Source organism: Kribbella sp. NPDC023855, from assembly GCF_040639475.1.
Lineage (GTDB): Bacteria > Actinomycetota > Actinomycetes > Propionibacteriales > Kribbellaceae > Kribbella.
In genome coordinates this window covers 18,909-37,646 of sequence record NZ_JBFAAA010000019.1, presented here as the reverse complement: position 1 = coordinate 37,646, position 18,738 = coordinate 18,909, and the positions used below count along the sequence as shown (strand labels likewise).

The 18,738-nt window shown below is 68.1% G+C and carries 16 protein-coding genes; 11 read left to right on the top strand and 5 right to left on the bottom strand.

Annotated features, from left to right (window positions below; genetic code table 11):
• Positions 1-95: 95 nt before the first annotated feature.
• Complete coding sequence (locus AB0F51_RS37375) at positions 96-512, top strand: hypothetical protein (RefSeq protein WP_360288161.1); 417 nt, start codon at positions 96-98, stop codon at positions 510-512.
• Between the two features lie 36 nt (positions 513-548).
• On the opposite strand, the gene AB0F51_RS37370 is transcribed toward AB0F51_RS37375, so the two are convergent.
• Positions 549-1,238, bottom strand: coding sequence for a DedA family protein (locus tag AB0F51_RS37370; RefSeq protein WP_360288286.1), 690 nt, complete (start codon positions 1,236-1,238; stop codon positions 549-551).
• A 33-nt stretch (positions 1,239-1,271) separates the two neighbouring features.
• Here AB0F51_RS37370 and AB0F51_RS37365 point away from each other — a divergent pair, with 33 nt between their 5' ends.
• The 3 genes from AB0F51_RS37365 (at position 1,272) to AB0F51_RS37355 (ending at position 4,146) form a co-directional block, all read left to right on the top strand.
• Positions 1,272-1,952 carry a TrmH family RNA methyltransferase gene (locus AB0F51_RS37365; RefSeq protein WP_360288159.1) on the top strand — a complete coding sequence of 227 codons (681 nt, stop codon included), beginning with the start codon at positions 1,272-1,274 and terminating at the stop codon, positions 1,950-1,952.
• Positions 1,953-2,349: 397 nt separating this feature from the next.
• Entirely contained in the window at positions 2,350-2,634 is a 285-nt protein-coding gene (locus AB0F51_RS37360; RefSeq protein WP_360288157.1) for a hypothetical protein, read from the top strand.
• Positions 2,635-2,880: 246 nt separating this feature from the next.
• On the top strand, positions 2,881-4,146 hold the full coding sequence (locus AB0F51_RS37355; RefSeq protein ID WP_360288155.1) for an alpha-amylase family glycosyl hydrolase: 1,266 nt from the start codon (positions 2,881-2,883) through the stop codon (positions 4,144-4,146).
• A gap of 1 nt (position 4,147) precedes the next feature.
• Here AB0F51_RS37355 and AB0F51_RS37350 read toward each other — a convergent pair whose 3' ends face one another.
• The gene (locus AB0F51_RS37350; protein ID WP_360288153.1) at positions 4,148-5,200 is read right to left on the bottom strand and encodes an SIS domain-containing protein; all 1,053 of its coding nucleotides are present in this window, start codon (positions 5,198-5,200) and stop codon (positions 4,148-4,150) included.
• A 114-nt stretch (positions 5,201-5,314) separates the two neighbouring features.
• On the opposite strand from AB0F51_RS37350, the gene AB0F51_RS37345 reads away from it, so the two are divergent.
• The 3 genes from AB0F51_RS37345 (at position 5,315) to AB0F51_RS37335 (ending at position 9,075) form a co-directional block, all read left to right on the top strand.
• Complete coding sequence (locus AB0F51_RS37345; RefSeq protein ID WP_132215972.1) at positions 5,315-6,034, top strand: GntR family transcriptional regulator; 720 nt, start codon at positions 5,315-5,317, stop codon at positions 6,032-6,034.
• A 207-nt stretch (positions 6,035-6,241) separates the two neighbouring features.
• Positions 6,242-7,267 (top strand): class II fructose-bisphosphate aldolase, encoded by a 1,026-nt coding sequence (gene fbaA / locus AB0F51_RS37340; RefSeq protein ID WP_360288151.1) that lies wholly within the window; start codon positions 6,242-6,244, stop codon positions 7,265-7,267.
• An 896-nt stretch (positions 7,268-8,163) separates the two neighbouring features.
• Positions 8,164-9,075 carry an LLM class flavin-dependent oxidoreductase gene (locus tag AB0F51_RS37335; RefSeq protein WP_360288148.1) on the top strand — a complete coding sequence of 304 codons (912 nt, stop codon included), beginning with the start codon at positions 8,164-8,166 and terminating at the stop codon, positions 9,073-9,075.
• Between the two features lie 4 nt (positions 9,076-9,079).
• On the opposite strand, the gene AB0F51_RS37330 is transcribed toward AB0F51_RS37335, so the two are convergent.
• The gene (locus AB0F51_RS37330) at positions 9,080-10,072 is read right to left on the bottom strand and encodes a type IV toxin-antitoxin system AbiEi family antitoxin domain-containing protein (protein ID WP_360288146.1); all 993 of its coding nucleotides are present in this window, start codon (positions 10,070-10,072) and stop codon (positions 9,080-9,082) included.
• 79 nt (positions 10,073-10,151) lie between these two features.
• Positions 10,152-10,601: an HNH endonuclease gene (locus tag AB0F51_RS37325; RefSeq protein ID WP_360288144.1), complete on the bottom strand. Its 450-nt coding sequence runs from the start codon at positions 10,599-10,601 to the stop codon at positions 10,152-10,154.
• 147 nt (positions 10,602-10,748) lie between these two features.
• On the opposite strand from AB0F51_RS37325, the gene AB0F51_RS37320 reads away from it, so the two are divergent.
• The 4 genes from AB0F51_RS37320 to AB0F51_RS37305 all read left to right on the top strand — a co-directional run bounded on the left by AB0F51_RS37320 (position 10,749) and on the right by AB0F51_RS37305 (position 17,909).
• Positions 10,749-11,156, top strand: a complete 408-nt coding sequence (locus AB0F51_RS37320) for a DUF3151 domain-containing protein (RefSeq protein WP_360288143.1) — start codon at positions 10,749-10,751, stop codon at positions 11,154-11,156.
• Between the two features lie 65 nt (positions 11,157-11,221).
• The gene (locus tag AB0F51_RS37315; RefSeq protein WP_360288141.1) at positions 11,222-11,968 is read left to right on the top strand and encodes a 2-phosphosulfolactate phosphatase; all 747 of its coding nucleotides are present in this window, start codon (positions 11,222-11,224) and stop codon (positions 11,966-11,968) included.
• Between the two features lie 166 nt (positions 11,969-12,134).
• Positions 12,135-13,376, top strand: coding sequence for an MFS transporter (locus tag AB0F51_RS37310; protein WP_360288139.1), 1,242 nt, complete (start codon positions 12,135-12,137; stop codon positions 13,374-13,376).
• 153 nt (positions 13,377-13,529) lie between these two features.
• Entirely contained in the window at positions 13,530-17,909 is a 4,380-nt protein-coding gene (locus AB0F51_RS37305; RefSeq protein ID WP_360288137.1) for a fibronectin type III domain-containing protein, read from the top strand.
• On the opposite strand, the gene AB0F51_RS37300 is transcribed toward AB0F51_RS37305, so the two are convergent.
• Complete coding sequence (locus AB0F51_RS37300) at positions 17,896-18,720, bottom strand: helix-turn-helix transcriptional regulator (RefSeq protein ID WP_360288135.1); 825 nt, start codon at positions 18,718-18,720, stop codon at positions 17,896-17,898. The genes AB0F51_RS37305 and AB0F51_RS37300 overlap by 14 nt on opposite strands.
• Positions 18,721-18,738 lie beyond the last annotated feature (18 nt).

Here is an 18,738-nt window from a genome sequence, read left to right as displayed (position 1 = left end):
GTGTAGTTGACCTTTGCAATGTACGGCGCGTGTATGTGGACGGACGAGGATCGTTCGCACCACGGCAAGGGCCGGAGGATGGGGGAAGCACGGCCATGGGGGAGATTGTTGTGGAGCGCCAGACACCGGCGGCGGAGCGTGAGTGGGCCGCGAACCCACGCGACACCGAAGCCGCACTGGGCTGGCAACTGGAACGGGTGGGATCGACCGCCTGGCAGGACTGGTCGCTGAAGTTCCAGCGGATGGCCTTCGGCTACGCCCAGGACTCCGGCTGGCACGATCCCGCCGACGCGTTGCGATGGCTCGACCACCACGCCCTGCTGCACGAGGGTGAGGCGCCACGGGGGGCGCTGGTCTGGTACCAGGCGGCGGACCGGGTCCGGGTGGCTTGCTCACTCGGCTCCGGCCAAGTGGTCGGCCCATTGCCACGCGGTGAGGTGGCCACTGCCGCCCTGGCCGAACTCAGCACCGACTACGTCTGGTCCGGACCGCACTTCCCGTTCGGGCACTGACCTCCTGCAGACCTCATGGCTGGGCCTACCGCAGGCCTAGCGCGGATCGGGGGCGGCGGTGGTCTCCTCGAGCTGGGCTTCGATGCCCTCGACGACCTTGCCGTGGCCGCGGCGCTTGGCCAGCACGAACTCGACCAGCATCGGGATCAGCGAGACCAGGACCAGCAGCAGCAGGGCCGACTCGAGGTGGTCGTGGATGAACTTGACCCGGCCGAGCGCGTGGCCCAGCAGGGTGACGCCGGTGGCCCACAGCACGGCGCCGATACCGGTCCAGAGGAAGAACTTGCGCGGGCTCATCTTGCCGGCGCCGGCCACCACCGTGATGAAGGTGCGCACGATCGGGACGAACCGGGCCAGCACCAGCGCCCGCGGCCCGTACCGCTCGAAGAACTCGTGGGTCTGCTCGATGTACTTCGGCTTCAGGAACCGGGCGTTCGGGTTCTTGAACAGCGTCGTGCCTAGCCCGCGGCCGATGTAGTAGCCGGACACGTTGCCCAGGAACGCGGAGACGGTCAGCACCACGCAGGCCAGCCAGAGCGGGACGTCGATGGTGCCGTGCGCGATGAACAGCCCGACCGCGAACAACAGCGAGTCACCGGGCAGGATCGGGAACAGCAGCCCGCACTCGATGAAGACGACCGCGGCCGTGCCCCACAGTGACCAGTCACCCAGCCAGTTCAGCAGGTATTCCGGGTCCATCCAGTTCGGCATCAGCATCGCCATCATCGAGATCACTGCGACAGGGTAGCGTCCCGATCCATGCAGGAAGCCAATCGAGAGCGTGACTCCGGAACGCCCGCGGACCTGGTCGGAGCCGATCTGGTCGGTCCGGCCGAGGTCGGGGTGGGACCGTGGCCGGGCGAACCACCCACGGATCCACGGCTCGACCCCGAGCTGCTCGCGGCCGGTGACCGCCGCAACGTGGTGGACCGGTACCGCTACTGGCGGCTGGAGGCGATCGTCGAGGACCTCGACACCCGCCGGAACCCGTTCCACGTCGCGATCGAGAACTGGCAGCACGATCTGAACATCGGCTCGGTCGTCCGGACTGCGAACGCCTTCCTGGCCCGCGAGGTGCACATCGTCGGCAACCGCAAGTGGAACCGCCGCGGCGCGATGGTGACGGACCGCTACCAACACGTCCGCCACCATCCCCAGCTCGCCGACCTCGCGGCGTACGCCGAAGAACACGCACTCGCGGTGATCGGGATCGACAACCTGCCCGGTTCCGTACCGCTGGAGACCTACGAACTCCCGACCGACTGCATTCTGCTGTTCGGCCAGGAAGGCCCGGGCCTGACCGAGGCGGCGCACGCCATCTGTACCGACGTACTGTCGATCGCCCAGTTCGGCTCCACCCGCTCGATCAACGCCAGCGCGGCGGCGGCCATCGCCATGCACGCCTGGATCCGCCGCCACACCTTCCACCAGAAGCCTTAAGCGCGAAAGCACCACCCAGTACTTCGATCGTCACCGCGCCGCCGAGGATGCGGGCCAGCCGCCGGCGGCGTACCAACTTGTTGCCATAGGCAATGCTTCCGGCAAGCAGTGGTTCGAGCGCGCACCGGCAACTCGGCCAGTGCGGCGAACAGGGTCAGCCGCAACGCGGTGTCCTCGCCGTACCGGCCGCCTTCCGGTACTTCGGAAGTGGGTCGCGCCAGCCGGGTCTTGCGCTGGGAGGTGCTGAGAAATGTTGCTGGGAAAGTTGTTGGCTCAGGGGGCGTAACCCGGGGGTGGCGAGGGGCGTTGAAACAGGAGTCAGTCCCAACTCGGAGGGGGACTGCGCTTGCTTCGGCATGCGCTGTTCGGGGTTCAGGTACGGCATTTGGGGGACACCATGAGTTCTAATCTGCACGTCCGGCGGGCCAAGGATCTCGGTGAGATCGCACAGGTGCCACCGGTCCGAACGGTCGACGCCCAGCACCAACTCGAAGAAATCTGGGGCGTCCTGATCCACGAGGTAGCCACCGTCCACGCGATCTCCACCGCCGCGGTAGAAGCCCGCACCGACGAGTCCCGCCAGGCCCTCCTCAAGCTCCTGGAAGCCGAAACAGCCGAGGTAGTAGCCCTCGTCCACGAAGTAGGCCGAGAACTCCCAGTCCCAACCCCCGAAGCAAGCTAACAACCGCCCACGCCTGTACCTCGGGGGTAAGCACCCCCGGCGCCCGGTGCGAGTCGTTTGGTCAGGGCTAGCGGGCCGCCGCGCTTGTACCTCGGGGGCAGCAACCCCGCACCCACAGTTATGGGCAGCGGCCTGCACCCGACAGCTATGCCAGCACTCGGTGCGAGTGGTGGGGGACTGCGCGGTGGGCGGTCCTCGGCCGCAGGGGACGCACTACTGTGGTGCCGTCGTGTGGGAGGAGTGTTGATGGTGCCGTGGGCCGACCACGCTATTTGGTGGCACGTGTATCCGTTGGGCTTCGTCGGGGCTGAGGCCGCAGCGCTCCCGGCCGGCTTCCGGACCTCCAGGCTCGGGCGGTTGGAGAACTGGCTCGACTACGCGATCGAGCTCGGCTGCTCCGGCCTGCTGCTCGGCCCGGTCTTCGAATCGGAGACGCACGGGTACGACACCGTCGACCACTTCCGGATCGACGCGCGGCTGGGCGACTACGAGGATTTCGACTCGCTCGTCGCCGCAGCGAAGCAGCGGGGCCTGCGCATTGTGCTCGACGGCGTCTTCAACCACGTCGCCCGGAGTTTCGCCGCGCCGCCGGAGTGGTTCAAGCGCCGGCCGGACGGCTCGCTCGACACCTTCGAGGGCCACGAGCACCTGGTCGTGCTCAACCACGACGAGCCTGCCGTGCGCGACTACGTCGTCGAGGTGATGTGCCATTGGCTCGATCGCGGCGTCGACGGCTGGCGCCTCGACGCGGCGTACGCGGTGGCGCCCGAGTTCTGGCAGGGGGTGTTGTCGCAGGTTCGCGAGCGGTTCCCTGAGTCCTGGTTCGTCGGTGAGCTGATCCACGGCGACTACGCCGGTTATGCCGCCACGAGCACGCTGGACTCGGTGACGCAGTACGAGCTGTGGAAGGCGATCTGGAGCTCGCTGAACGATCGCAACTTCTTCGAGCTGGCCTACGCGCTCGAACGGCACCAGCAGTTCGTCGATCCGCTGGTACCGCAGACGTTCGTCGGCAACCACGACGTCACCCGGATTGCCAGCAAACTGGACGATTCACGGCATCTGGGCCACGCGCTGGCGGTGCTGTTCGCGGTGGCCGGGGTGCCGAGCATCTATGCCGGTGACGAGCAGGCCATGCGGGGCATCAAAGAGGAAAGGGTCGGCGGCGACGATGCCGTCCGGCCGGAGTTCCCGGACAAGCCGAGCGAACTGGTCGACCCCGACTGGGCGACGTACCGGCTGCACCAGCAGCTGATCGGCGTACGGCGTCGCAACGCGTGGCTGACGCGGGCGCGCACCAAGGTCGCCCACCTGACCAACCAGGCGCTCGCACTGCGCTCCGGCGACGCGCGAGGCCAGTTGCTCCTGCTGCTGAACATAGGCGACGAGGCCTACCGCTTCCCGGTGGAAGTGGCAGGCCTCGTCATCGCCGCTCAGTCGGATCCCGGACATCTCCCAGAAGACCCGTTGCTGGTGCCACCACACAGCTGGCTGGTGCTGGCTACCGGCTGAGTCAGTCGGTCTGGGTGACCTTGCGCAGGCCGCGCGGGGCGTCGGGGTCGAGGCCGAGCTTGCGGGCCAGGGCCTCGATCGCGCGCTGGGCCGGGATGACCAGGGCCAGCGGAGCGAGGGTTTCCGGCAGGTCGGGACCGGCCAGGTTGACGTCGCAGAGGGCGGCGAACTTCGCGTCACCGCCGATGCCGAGGATCTTGCTGCCCTTCTCGCGGACGATCGAGGCGAGCTCGGTCATCCCCGGCAGCGCGGGTCCGTCGGCGGCGGCCACCAGGATGGTGACCAGGTCCGCGTCGACGACCGCGATCGGGCCGTGCTTCAGGTCGGCGTACGAGAGGCCGCGGACCGGCTGGAGGCAGGTCTCCTCGAGCTTGAGGGCGACCTCCAGCGTCGTACCGAAGGTGAGGCCGCGGCCGCTGGACAGCACGTCGTGGGCGCCCGCCAGCAGTTCGGCGGCGGCGTCGACCGAGCCCTCCAGCATCTTCGAGGCGGCGTCCGGGACGCGGGCGATGTCGGCGTCGAGCGTGCCCGGCTTCTGCGCCAGCGCGTCAACTGCGACGGTGATCGCGGCCAGCTGGGTCGTGTAGGTCTTGGTCGCCGGGACGGCCAGCTCCTTGCCGGCCTGGGTGATCAGGGCGACGTCGGCGGTCGAGGCCAGCGGGCTGTCGCCGTCGTTGGTGATGCCGACGACCGCGGCGCCGTTGCGCTTGGCCCACTCGGCGGTGTCGACGATCTCCTGGGTCGCGCCGGACTGGCTGACCGCGACGACCAGCGAGTTCGACAGGTCGAGGTTGGCGCCGTACAGGGTGGCCACCGAGGGCGCGGCCAGCGACGCCTGGCGGCCGGCGTGGATCTCGGTCAGGTAGCGGCCGTAGACGCCGGCGTTGTCGGAGGAACCGCGGGCGACGAAGATCACGTGCCGCCGGCCGGCCGCCAGCCGGGTGATCTCGTGGCGCAGCGGGAGTACGTGCTCGAAGGTCGCGGCCAGCGCTGCCGGCTGTTCGGCGATCTCGCGGGCCATCTGGGTGGTGGGAGCGGGGACGGGCGTTGACACCACGACGATCACTGGTCCTATCTGGTCTTAACAGGTATGCTGCGCACGATAGCAGTGAGCGGCGTACCGGGGCACCCCCCGCGTTCCCGCCCAGGTCTGGAGGATCGAGATTCGATGGTGGCGACCAAGCGGGCCCAGGTCCGATCGGTACTGGAACGGCTGATCGACGTCGAGCTTCACCCAGGTGATCCGATCCCGTCGGAACGCGCACTGGTGGACAAACTGAACGTGTCCCGGGTGACCGTCCGGCAGGCGATCAGCGACCTGGTCGAGTCGGGCGCGCTGGAACGCGTGCACGGCAAGGGGACCTTCGTCACCGGTCCACAGGTCGACTCCCAGCTGCACCTGACCTCGTTCTCGCGGGAGATGCGCGCCCGCGGTCTGGAGCCCGGCACGGTCGTGTTGTCGGCGACCGAGATCGAGGCGTCCGACGAGACCGCGAAGGGGCTGCGGGTGCCGAAGGGCACGAAGGTGATCCGGGTCGAACGGCTGCGCACCGCCGACGCCTCACCGATGGCCTACGAGGTCGGCTACTACCCGTCCGCGCTGTTCCCCGGCCTGCTCGGCCGCGAGCTCGGCACCCTGTACGACGTCTTCGCCAGCGAGTACGACGTCGTCGTCACCTCGGGTGAGCAGACCGTCCGGGCGGACAACGCCGACGGTCATGTCGCCCGGGTGCTCGGCGTGGCCCGGCGGGCACCCCTGCTGGTCCTCGAACGCACCACCTTCGCCGGCCGCAAGGTGGTCGAACTGTCCTGGTCGGCGTACCGTGCCGACCGTTATCGCCTGCACATGGCCCTGACACCCCGGGGGCCGCGCTCCGGGTCGGCTTGAAGTAGCCGACCCGACTCAGCCGCTTGACCGGCCGGTCCAGGAACCAAACTGGATCGGTCCTGTTCACCAACTGGTCTGTTCTCCTGCTGTTCGCTCCCCGGTCACCTGGCCGGCTCAGCAGGCGGGCCGCCGGGTACGACGAAGTGCCCGGCGGCGATACTGGAGCTCGAACCCCATGGAACTTTGCTGTGAGGAGTACCGCGAGACATGCCTATTGCCACCCCTGAGGTCTACGCCGAGATGCTGGACAAGGCGAAGCAGAACGCCTTCGCCTACCCGGCCATCAACGTCAGCTCCTCGCAGACGCTGATCGCCGCGATCCGTGGTTTCGCCGAGGCGGGCTCGGACGGCATCGTCCAGGTCTCCACCGGCGGCGCGGAGTACCTGTCCGGCTCGACCGTGAAGGACATGGTCACCGGTTCGGTCGCGCTGGCGGCGTACGCGCACGAGGTCGCGAAGAACTACAACGTGAACATCGCGCTGCACACCGACCACTGCCCCAAGGACAAGCTGGACGGTTTCGTCCGGCCGCTGCTGGAGATCTCCGCCGAGCGCGTCGCCCGCGGCGAGAACCCGCTGTTCCAGTCGCACATGTGGGACGGTTCCGCGGTGCCGCTGGACGAGAACCTCGAGATCGCCAAGGAGCTGCTGGCCAAGGCCGCGGCGGCGAAGATCGTGCTGGAGATCGAGGTGGGGGTCGTCGGCGGTGAGGAGGACGGCGTCGCCAACGAGATCAACGACAAGCTCTACACCACCGTCGAGGACGGCCTGGCCACGGTCGAGGCACTCGGCACCGGCGAGCACGGCCGCTACCTGACCGCGCTCACCTTCGGCAACGTGCACGGCGTGTACAAGCCGGGCTCGGTCAAGCTGCGCCCGGAGATCCTGAAGGAGATCCAGGACGCGGTCGGCGCCAAGGTCGGCAAGGAGCGCCCGTTCGACCTGGTCTTCCACGGCGGCTCGGGCTCCACCCTCGAGGAGATCCGCGCGGCGGTCGACCACGGCGTCATCAAGATGAACGTCGACACCGACACGCAGTACGCGTTCAGCCGCCCGGTCGCGGCGCACATGTTCGCCAACTACGACGGTGTGCTCAAGGTGGACGGCGAGGTCGGCAACAAGAAGGCCTACGACCCGCGGGCCTGGGGCAAGGCGGCCGAGGCCGGCATGGCCCAGCGAGTAGCCGAAGCCTGCGAAAACCTCCGCTCCACCGGCACCTCCCTCCTAGCCTGACCCAAGCACCACCAGTACGACGGCGCTCGGAGTACTTCCAGCGCACAGCATCACGAGCACCCCGGCCGCAGTCGCCTGCGCCGGGGTGTTCGCGTACTACGACCCCACGCCGGCGCCAGCGCCCGCTCCTCCGTCGCTCACTTGGCGCCGGCTCCCGCCCACCCTCCGGCGCGGGCTCCTCCGTCGCCCGCTTGGGTGAGAGCGGAGCGGTGGGGGAGGTTCGCCCGGTCGCGAGGTGCTCGTCCACGCCAGCGCCTCCGCTCGCTCCTTCGTCGCTCACACGGCGCTGGCTCCCACCCGCCCTGGGACGCGGGCTCCTCCGTCGCCCGCTTGAGTGAGAGCGGAACGGTTGGCGAAGGGGCACCCGATCGGGGGTTGGCCCTGGGGTGGGCGCGTTGCGGGTGACGTGGATGGGCTGGATGCGGCCCGTCGCAGGCGGCCAGTAAGTCCGGCTCTAGCGTGCATGCCCACGCTGGCGCCGGTGTTTGCTTCTTCGTCGCTCACCTGGCGCGGCTCTCACCCACCCTGGGGCGCGGCTCCAGCGTCGTCCGCCTGGGTGAAGCGAGCGGGTGGCGAAGGGTCGCTCGATCGCGGGTTGGTCGTGGGGCGGCCGCGTTGCAAGGGGATGCGGGCAGGCCGATCGGGGGTTGGCCGCGTTGCAACTGCCGTGGATGGGCTGGGGGTGGTGCTCGGTCCGCGTCGGCGGCTCGCTTGCTTCTTTGATGCAAGGGATGTGGATGGGGCTGGGTGCTCGCCCACGCTGGTGCGTTCGCTGGGGGGCCGAGCTGGCTGGGACGGCCGAGCGGCTACAAGGAGCTTGACTATCGATATGTCCGATCTACTTGATCGGGGATGATCGCTATTCATGATGCCTTTGGTTGGCTAGCGTCCTCTGTATGACGACTTTTCGGTCTGCGGTTTGGGTGCCGTTGTTTGATGAGTTGGCTGATGCTCGGGTGGTGGCTGAGCTCGCCTCGCTGGCTGAGGAGAGTGGGTGGGATGGGCTGTTTGTGTGGGATCACATTCGGTGGCGGTCGCCGGTGCGTGGGGTGGCTGATCCGTGGGTGAGTCTTGCTGCTGCGGCGATGGTGACTGAGCGGCTGCAGTTGGGGCCGATGGTTACGCCGTTGGCTCGGCGGCGGCCGGCTGTGGTTGCTCGGCAGGCGGTGACGCTGGATCGGCTCAGTGGTGGGCGGTTGACGGTTGGCGTGGGGATCGGGAGTGATCGGTTTGGGGAGGAGTTTTCGCGGTTCGGGGATGAGGTTGGTGATCGCCGGCGGGCTGAGATGACTGATGAGGCTCTCGACATTCTGCGAGCCGCATGGTCCGGTGAGACTGTCGATCATCACGGCACGCACTACACGGTGGATCAGGTTGAGTTCCTGCCTCGGCCGGTCGACCCGCGGGGCATCCCGATCTGGATTGCCGGCTTTCCCGGGAAGGTCCGTCCGCGTCGGCGTGCTGCTCGTCATGAAGGGTTCTTCCCGGTCAACCTCACCCACCCCGACGAGCTGGCCGAGGCCGTCGACGCCGTCACCGCCCTCCGCGCCGCCGAGTTGCAAAACCCCGAGACACCAGCAAACCCCGGCACGGCAGCAAACCCCGGGACATCGGCGACTTCCGGAACGGCGGCAGCCGTCGCGACCCAGGCAGAGGACGCTTACGACGTGGCAGTTGCTTTGGAGCCTGGGGTCGATCCGGCCGGGTTTGTGCGGGCTGGCGCGACGTGGTGTCTCACTGAGACGGATCCGGAGAAGCTTCGGTTGGTGGATATTCGGGCGATGGTTGCCGACGGCCCCTTTCGGTAGGGGCTCACGGGCGGTTGTGTCTTCGGCGGTGGGGGTTGAAAGGGCGGACGCCTGTCCGGCGGTCCGCTCGCGCGAAGGCCCGGCGGACTTCCTCGACCACAGCGGAGGGATCGTCGAGGTCGGCCCACGAGATCCAGCAGTACTCCAATGGTTCTGGGGCATCCGGTGCGTAGGCCGGGGAGCGGGCGAAGGCCTGTTCTACCTCTTCCAGGTAGCCCTCGAGATCCTCGGTCCAGAAGGCCGCGCGCGGTTCGAACTCCACTACGGTTCGTTGATCGGGGAACCACAGACAACCATCCGATACCTCTGCCGAATCAGTCGAGGGCGGTGGCACGGAGGCAGGGACCGGCAGATCCGCCTCCGTGAGGATCAAGCGCAGGCGAGCCTGCGCCACCGACGCGGCCTGCCCACTGACCACTGCGAGCACCTGCTGGGCCCGAGCACGGCCAACAGTCAGTTGATTGGCGGAACGCTTCAAATCCGACGCGGTCACCAACCCGGCGTACAAGGCGGCCTCGGCAAGAACCACAGCCGGAGCGGTCGGTGAGGTGGCGGCGACTTCCGCGACGGCGCGGGCTGGGGTGACCAGACGCAGCTTGTTCCACACCGTCACGCCAGGGCCGACAGGATCGCGGACGTGCCGATGGATGCCGCCGGCATGCAGGCCGGCCCGGCCGCTCCGGGTTGTGACGTGGAGGTTGGTCAGATCGAGTCCCCACAGTGGCAGCGCATGCAGGGCGGCCGCCGATTGGTGGCTGGCGATCAGGCCGGGCTCACCGCGGCGTAGTACGTGGAAGAGGCGGCGGAGATGGAGCGTCTCGTCGTCGACGACGGTGAGGGTCTGGTGCGGGGCGTAGGTGCCCGGCCGGATCCGGCGCCAGCCGCCGGTGTCCAGGAGGGAGTCGATGTCAGGGTCGGGGTAGCCACACGCGCGCGCATCGGCCCGCGTGAACACGCCCCCGCGGATGTGCGTCATCACGCTGAGTTGTGGGTTCACACCACAGAAGATGCACCGATCGACCGGCCTGCTCCGCCGTCAGTTCACAGCTGTGGAAAGAAGGCATGAAAAAAGCCCGTCATGTCTGTATGACGAGCTCGGCGCGGGTTGGTACCCAGGGTTGCCACAGGAGCGGCATGTTGGCCTCGGACGGCGTCCGGTTGCCTTTGCGCTCGTTGCACGAGGCATGGGCGGCGACCGCGTTCAGCCATTCCGTCCGGCCGCCCCGGGATCTCGGTTGAACGTGATCCATCGTGTCGGCGTTCGGCAGGCCGCAGTACGCGCAATGGAACTTGTCCCGCCGCAGCACGCCGTGTTTGCTGTACTTCATCCGGCCGGCCGCGTAGCGCCAGTGGGTCACCACGTAGCGGACCAGTCGCAGTACGCGGGGCACCGGAAAGGGGCCGATGGTCCGCTCTCCGTGCGCCTCCTCGACCACGGCGACCTCGCGGACCAGCATCCGGATGGCGTGCTGGATCGACACGGTGTGCAGCGGCTCGTAGGACGCGTTCAGGACGATCACGCTCATCGGGTGCCTCCTTTCCGGCCGTAGCTGGGAACCACGGCGGCCTCGACGCAGGGTCTCAAGCATCCGTGGCCGCCCGGTGAACGGTCAACGGATTTCGCCTACCGGTCACGTGTCGCGTCGGCTGCGTGATCGGCGAAGATGTGCTTTATGGAATTGAACAATCTGCTGTCAGGTCCACCCGAGACACTACTCCCCGTCGACCCGGCCGCGGCGGAACTCGCCGCCGGGGCCGCCGCGGTCGACATCGCGGCCAAGTATCCGACCTCCTCGCTGGCCTGGTCGGTGCTCGCCGAGACGGCGCTGGCCGACGGTCACACGATCGAGGCCTACGCCTATGCCCGGACCGGCTACCACCGTGGTCTGGACCTGCTGCGCCGCAACGGCTGGAAGGGCCACGGGCCGATCCCGTGGGAGCACGAGCCGAACCGCGGCTTCCTCCGCTGCCTGGCCGTGCTCGGCAAGGCCGCCGCGATCATCGAAGAGAAGGACGAAGCCGAGCGCTGTACGACGTTCCTCCGTGACTCGTCCGCCACCGCGGCCGACGTACTGGCCTGACGCACCACGGCCTGAAGAACGAAAGCTGGTTGTAGAGGTCGGCACCGGCGGGACATGATCCGTCGGTGACCAGCCCCTATGCACAGCAAGGATTCCGCGTCGGCTTCGACTGGGGGCCTGTCGGCGCTACTGCCGTCCCTGGCAGCCTGGTGGCGGTGGTGGACGTCTTGTCCTTCACCACTGCCGTCACTGTGGCCGTCGACTGCGGCATCGACGTGTACCCCTACCGCTGGCGTGACGAGACAGCAGTCGCGTACGCCGAACAGCTAGGCGCGACCCTGGCGGTAGGCCGCTCGCAAGAGGGCATCACTCTCTCGCCGGCCTCGATCCGGCAGGCGCAGGGCATCAAGCGACTGGTCCTCCCGTCGCCCAACGGCTCCACCATCTCGCAGTTGCTCAGCGACAGCGGCTCGACAGTCATGGCCGTCTCCCTGCGCAACCGGTCGGCCGCAGCTGACTGGGCTGCCAGCAAGCTGGCCGAAGACTCCTCACTGACAGCCGTGGCGATTGCCGCGGGGGAGAGGTGGCCAGACGGCTCGCTCCGACCAGCTGTGGAGGACCTTTGGGGTGCCGGCGGATTCCTGGCCGCACTGGCAGACCGGGGAGTCGGCCCAGTCTCCCCGGAGGCCTGGGCAGCCATAGCGGCGTACAGCGCGGTGGCTCCCCAACTGCCTGAGCTGCTGCACGAGTGTGCCGGCGGCCGCGAGCTGGCGCAGTACGGGTTCCCGCAGGATGTGGCTGTGGCGGCAGAGGTCGACAGCAGTGGAGTGGTGCCGGTCATGCGGGGTGCTGCTTTCGAACCTGTAGACTGACCCAGTCATCGAAACCCCAGAGGTTCTGCCCGGTGATAGAGCCGGTAGGCGGCGTGCGTCCCCGTTTCCTACCGAAAATGGACGGTTGTAGGCGGCACAGACGGACCGGCGAAGCAGGACGCCCACGGTCAGGTCACCGCCCCGCCGGGCAGCGGAAGGTACTACCGTGCCGGCACTCACCGGACGGATCCGCACGCCCCAAACCCCCAAGAACCAGCAACCGCGACCACAACAGCAGACCCCCAGCGGCTATCGCCTGGCCCTGCGCACCCCGGGAGCGCTGAAGTTCTACCTGGCCGCGGCACCAGCGCGGATCGGCATCGCCATGACCGGCCTCGGCATCGTCTGGCTGGTCCATGGATCAACCGGCTCGTACGCCGTCGCCGGCGCGGTGACCGGTGGTTTCGCCGTCGCCGAGGCCGTCGGTGGACCCCAGGTTGCCCGGCTGATCGACCGTTTCGGGCAACCGCGCATGTTGCCGATCACCTTGCTGTTGCATGCGGCATCGATGGGCCTGCTGATCGCACTGACTCTCTCAACGGCCTCTCTCTGGATGCTGGTGCTCGCCGGCGTACTGGCCGGCGGTTCGCTCCCGCAGATTGGTGCGCAGACTGCGGCCCGTTGGTCTTACGCGTTGCGAGGAGACCCAGTCCTCTCGTCGGCCTTCGCGCTGGAGTCACTCAGCACCGGCCTGTCCTTCCTGGTCGGCCCGGCCCTGGTCGGCTCCGTCAGCGCCTTGGTCTCGCCAGTAGCAGGCTCCTTGCTGGCAACAGCATTCGTGCTGGCAGGAGGCTTCTCGCTAGCAGCACAACGCAGTACTGCGCCGCCTCCTACCGCAGGTGTGCGCTCGGAAGGCTCAGATCGCCTACTGCATAAGGGATTCCTCGCTCTGGTCGGCACCAATGTAGGGGTCGGACTGTTCTTCGGCAGCATGCAGGTGTCGGTCACAGCCTTCGCTGTCAGCCGGGACTCGGCCTCCCTGGCCGGACCCCTCTACAGCATCACCAGCTTGATCAGCCTGGTCGCCGGAATCGCCTACGGAGCAAGGCGTTGGCGTACGCCGGCCAGAACGCAGTTCGTCCTCGCCATGGCCATCCTGTTCGTGAGCACGCTTCCACTGCTCGTGGTGAACACGCCGCTAGCCCTCGCTCTCGCGCTGGCTGCTCCCGGTCTGGCACTGGCGCCGATCCAGGTGCTGTCGTCGGTGCTGGCCGAGTCGGAGGTTGAGCCCGCAGTACTGACTCAGGCCTTCACCTGGTTGAACTCTGGGAGTGCTGCCGGCATCGCGATGGGTGCGGCCGTGGCTGGGCGAGCAGTGGATGCGCAGGGCCCGCAGTTGGGGTTCGCGCTGGCGATCGCGGCGACTCTGGTCGCGACGGCGATGGCGGTCGTTGTCAGGCGGCGCTAGCAGCGTGGGTGTCCGATTGTGGCCAAGGCCGGAGGCCCACTGAACCGTTGCCTGGCGGCGGGGACGCCGTGATACTCAGTCTCGCCATCGAATGGGAAGCGCTTTCCGGCGGGTGGCGAGACCGAGTCCACTGCCCGTCCCAGGAGCTCGCCGATGACCTCACTCGTCCCGCGCCGACCCCGCAAACTAGTCACCGCGCTGGTCCCGCTGATACTGGCCGGCGCGCTGATCCAGCCCGTCACCGCGCAGGCCGCGCCAGCTGCGCAGGCCGCGCCGGCCGCGGACTCGCCGTACCGGTTCGACTTCGGGACGGGCAGCAGTCCGGTCGCCGAGGGGTACACGGCGGTGGGTGCGGTCGGCTACAACGCCGAGCGTGGCTACGGCTTCGCCGATCCGTCGAAGGTGACGGAGGTGGACCGAGCCACCGGTGACGCGCTGCGCGGTGACTTCGTCGCTGTCGCCGGTACGTCGTTCCTGATCGACCTGCCCAACGGCGACTACACCGTGTCGCTGGTGGCCGGCGATGCGGCCGAGGCCAGCGAGATCGCGATCACCGCCGAGAAGATGGCCAAGGTCCAGGTGACCGCGAAGCCCGCCGGTGAGTACCTGGCGATGACGTTCCCGATCTCGCTCGTCGACGGTCAGCTGAACCTCGACTTCGCTGGTGCCGCGGCCAAGCTCAACTCGTTCGTGATCACCCGGCAGCCCGGCCGGACCGCGGGCGCCAAGCCCACCGCCTTCCTGGCCGGCGACTCGACCGTGCAGACCTATGACCCCGGCTTCGCGCCTCAGGCCGGCTGGGGACAGATGCTGGGCCGCTTCCTCACCGACGACGTCCTGGTCGCCAACAAGGCGATCGGTGGCCGCAGCTCGAAGAACTTCATCACCCAGGGCCGGCTCGACGAGATCCTCCGGTCGATCCGGCCGGCCGACTACCTGTTCATCCAGTTCGGCCACAACGACGCCACCCAAGGAGTCGACGACCGGTACGCCTCTCCGGCCGACTACAAGGAATACCTGCGCACCTACGTCCAGGGGACGCGGCAGCGCGGCGCAGTACCGGTCCTGGTGACGCCGGTCTCGCGGCGGAGCTTCGACGCGGCCACTGGCAAGTTCAACGTGAGCTTCCCCGAGTACGTCGCCAAGATGATCGAGCTGGCGACGGAGGAGAAGGTCGCTCTGGTCGACCTGTCCGCCGTGAGCCGGGCCTACCTCGACACGATCGGACCGGAGGCCGCGAAGGCGGTCTTCCTGCATGTGGATCCAGGCGTCTACCCGGGCCGGCCGAACGGGACAGTGGATGACACGCACTTCCAGGAGTACGGCGCGATCCAGATGGCCCGGCTTGTCGCTGCTGAGGTCGCCAAGCTCCAGGTGCCGCTTGCAGCCGAGGTAGTCGAGGTAGAGCCGCCTGCAGCAGTCCCGGCCGCACCCACCGGCTTGCTGGCGAGCAGTGTCTCCAACGCCGGTGCCGTACTGCGCTGGGCCCCGTCCCCGGGCGCGGATATCTACCGGGTCTACCGGAAGACCGCGTCAGCCCCGGATACGTCGTACGCGTTGGTCGGTACTACGACCGCCACCACCTCGGTTGTGCAAGGACTGGCCGAGGGGGAGACCTACTCGTACCGGATCGGTGCGGTCAACGGTCGTGGTGAATCGGAGCCCTCTGCCGCGACGACGTTCACCACCAAGCGAGCGAAGTACAAGTTCGACTTCCAGCCGGCCGGTGCACCCGTTGCTCCCGGCTACACAGAGGTCAACCGCACCATGACCTACACGCAGGAGCGTGGCTTCGGCTTCACCCAGGCACCGGACGCACTGGCCGATCGGGACCGGGGCAGTACTGCGGGAGTGCCGAACGACCTGCAGCGCGACTTCGTGCTCTCCGCAACGCCCTTCGAGTTCAAGCTGGACGTCCCGAACGGCTCCTACATGGTGAAGACCTACAGCGGCGACTTCATCGGCAGCAGCCGGACCGACTTCGCCATCGAAGGCAAGAGCGCGGGCAACGGCAACGCAGGCAGGGCTGCCGTCACCGAGCGGCTGAACGGTCCCGTGTCGGTCCTGGACGGACAGCTGAACATTGTTGTCAGCGGCACCGGCGCGCGGCTGAACGGCATCGAGGTAACACCACTTCTAGTGGCGCCTAGTGGTGTGGCGATCCAGGCGCAGACGAGCCCTGCGGCCGCAGCTGTCACTTGGGCGGCGTCGGAGGACGCCGTGGGCTACCGCGTCTACCGCCAGGGGCCGGGGGACGCCAAGCCAGTCAAGGTGGCGGAACCAAACACACCTGCCTTCACCGACGACACCGTGACCGCAGGCCTCTCCTACGCGTACTCCGTCACTGCGGTGGACAACACCGGGCTCGAGTCCGTGCCGTCCGACCCTGTCACCGTGGCGGTGGTGGACCCGGCCGTCGCAGTACCGGCGGCGCCGACGAGGTTCAGGCTGCGCGACATCAACAAGTCCGACCTGACCCTGCAGTGGAAGAGGAGCAGGACGGCCTCCGCGTACCTGATCAGCCGGGCGGAGTCCGAGAGCGGACCCTACGAGGTGGTGGGTCAGGTCGCCGCGACGACGTTCACGGACACCGGAGTGCTCACCACGATCAAGTACTACTACCGGGTGGCCGCGGTGAACGCGGGCGGCATCTCGGTGCAGTCGCCGACGCTGGTCACTCCGGCGGTCACGGTGCTGAAGCGCCAGGCGGAGTACCTGGATCGGGCGCCGTCCGCAGTACCGACCGCTGACGGCAAGGTGCTCGTCAGTTGGCGGCTACTGGGCACAGACCCCAAGGAGATCCGCTTCAACGTCTACCGGGACGGCAAGAAGCTGAACCCCCAGTTGCTGGACAACACAACCAGCTTCCTGGACGCCGGCGGGACCAGCAGCTCGCAGTACTACGTGACGTCGGTCCTCAAGCGGCAGGAGAGCCGGGTCACCAGTGACTTCGGTACGTGGGACAAGAGCTACTTCTCCGTGCACCTCGACAAGCCGGCGGACGACTACACCAAGGACGGGCAGCCCTACAGCTACAGCGCGGGCGACGCGAGTGTCGGCGACCTGGACGGCGACGGGACCTACGAGATCGTTCAGCTCTGGTCGCCGTCCAACAGCAAGGACAACTCCCAGGGTGGCTACACCGGGACGGTGTACATCGACGCCTACAAGCTCGACGGCACCAAGCTCTGGCGGATCAACCTGGGACCGAACATCAGAGCCGGCGCGCACTACACCCAGGTACAGGTGTTCGACCTGGACGGCGACGGCCGGGCCGAGGTGACCCTCAAAACCGCGGACGGTACGACGGATGCCGCCGGCCAGGTGATCGGCGACCCGAACGCCGACCATCGCAACAGCTCCGGCTACGTGCTGACCGGGCCCGAGTTCCTCACCGTCTTCGAGGGAGCGAGCGGCAAGATCCTCGACACCGTCGACTACACGCCGCCGCGCGGTGACGTCGGTGCCTGGGGTGACACCTACGGCAACCGGGTGGATCGCTTCCTGGCCGGCGTGGCCTACCTGGACGGAGAACACCCGAGCGTCGTGTTCAGTCGCGGCTACTACACCCGGGCAGTCCTTGCCTCCTACGACCTGGTGGCCGGAAAGCTCAAGCAGCGCTGGGTTTTCGACTCCAACGACAAGGCCAGCGCCGGTGGCTACGGGATGGGCAACCACAACTTCGCCGTCGCCGATGTCGATGCCGACGGCAAGGATGAGATCGTCTTCGGTTCGATGACCGTCGATGATGACGGCTCGCTGCTGTACAGCACCGGCCTCGGCCACGGGGACGCGCTGCACGTGAGCGACTTGGTGCCAGCTCGTCCGGGGCTGGAGGTGTTCGCCGCGCACGAAGACATGGGGAGCAGCGGCAACCGCGGCGCGACGATGCGGGACGCCCGCACCGGCGAGATCCTGTGGGACATCCCGGCCACCCGGGACACCGGCCGGGCCGCGGCCGGTGACATCGACCCGCGGCATCCCGGGGCCGAGGGCTGGGCCGTCGGTGGGGACGCCGCCTGGAACTCGCGGGTCGGCCAGCTGAAGTCGTCCACCGGCGAGCTGGTGTCCACCACCATCCCGGCCGCCAACTTCCTGGCCTGGTGGGACGGCGATCCGCTGCGCGAGATCGTCGACCACGACTGGAACACCACGACCCTGACCGGGACACCGACGATCGGCAAGTGGAACTGGGAGACGAACACGGTCGGCGTCCTGCTCAGGGATCCGGGGGCGCGCTCGAACAACAGCACCAAGGGCAACCCGGCGATCCAGGCCGACCTGTTCGGCGACTGGCGGGAGGAGATCGCGTGGCGCAGCGCGGACAGTTCGGAGCTGCGCATCTACAGCACGCCGTACCCGACCGACCGTCGGCTGCCCACCCTGATGCACGACCCGGTCTACCGGCTGGGAGTCGCCTGGCAGAACACGGCGTACAACCAGCCGCCGCACGTGAGCTACTTCATCGGGCAGGACATGGCCGACCCGTCGCCGCCGAGCATCGTCTACGCCGGGAGGTCTACCGATAGGTGATTTGGGACTCCGCAGCGGCGGCGGCCCGAGCGGCGTACTCGGCCGGCGTGAGGCCGATCTGCTCCTTGAACTCGTGGGAGAAGTGGGCCTGGTCGAAATAGCCGAGGGCGGCGGAGAGGTCGGCCAGTTCGCCGACCTCTCCCCGCGCCAGCAGGTCGGCGCCGTCGTGCAGGCGGTAGCGGCGCAGTACCCACTTGGGGCCGACGCCGACGTAGCGGCGGAACAGCCGCTGCAGGGTGCGGACGGAGATGTCGAACCGCTCGGTGACCTGGTCCACCCGGGTCACCGAGCGGTCCTCTGCCATCGCCTCGACGATCTCCCGGACCAGCTCGTACTGCGGGTCGGCCGCCACCAGGTGGTCGGCGAGGAACGCCTCGAACACGGCCCGGCGGCGGAGGTCGGACTCCTCGGCGAAGATCAGGTCCGCGAGCCGGTCGGCGTCGGCGAAGAACTCACCCAGCGGCCGCACCTGGTCGCGGAAGGACGCCACGTCCAGCCCGGTCACCGCGCCGAAACCGCCGGCCCAGAACTTCACCCCGAAGACCCGGCCGCGACCGGTCAGCTCGCGCTGGAACTTCTGCGTGTAGACGCCGTTCACGAACGCGCCGCCGGGCTGCTCGAAGGTGACGTTGACGCTCGGATAGGGCAGCACCTCCGCGAAGTACGGCTCGCTCAGGTCCCACTCGACGATCCAGTACCACTCCACGAACCGGCCGATCTCCGGTCCGGCGGCGAGCCGGCTCAGCGTTCGGTGCCGGGCCTGCTCCCGCGGGTGCAGGATGCCCTTTTCGCTGTCCGTGGGATGAGTCAAGTGGCTGTCGCTTTCTTA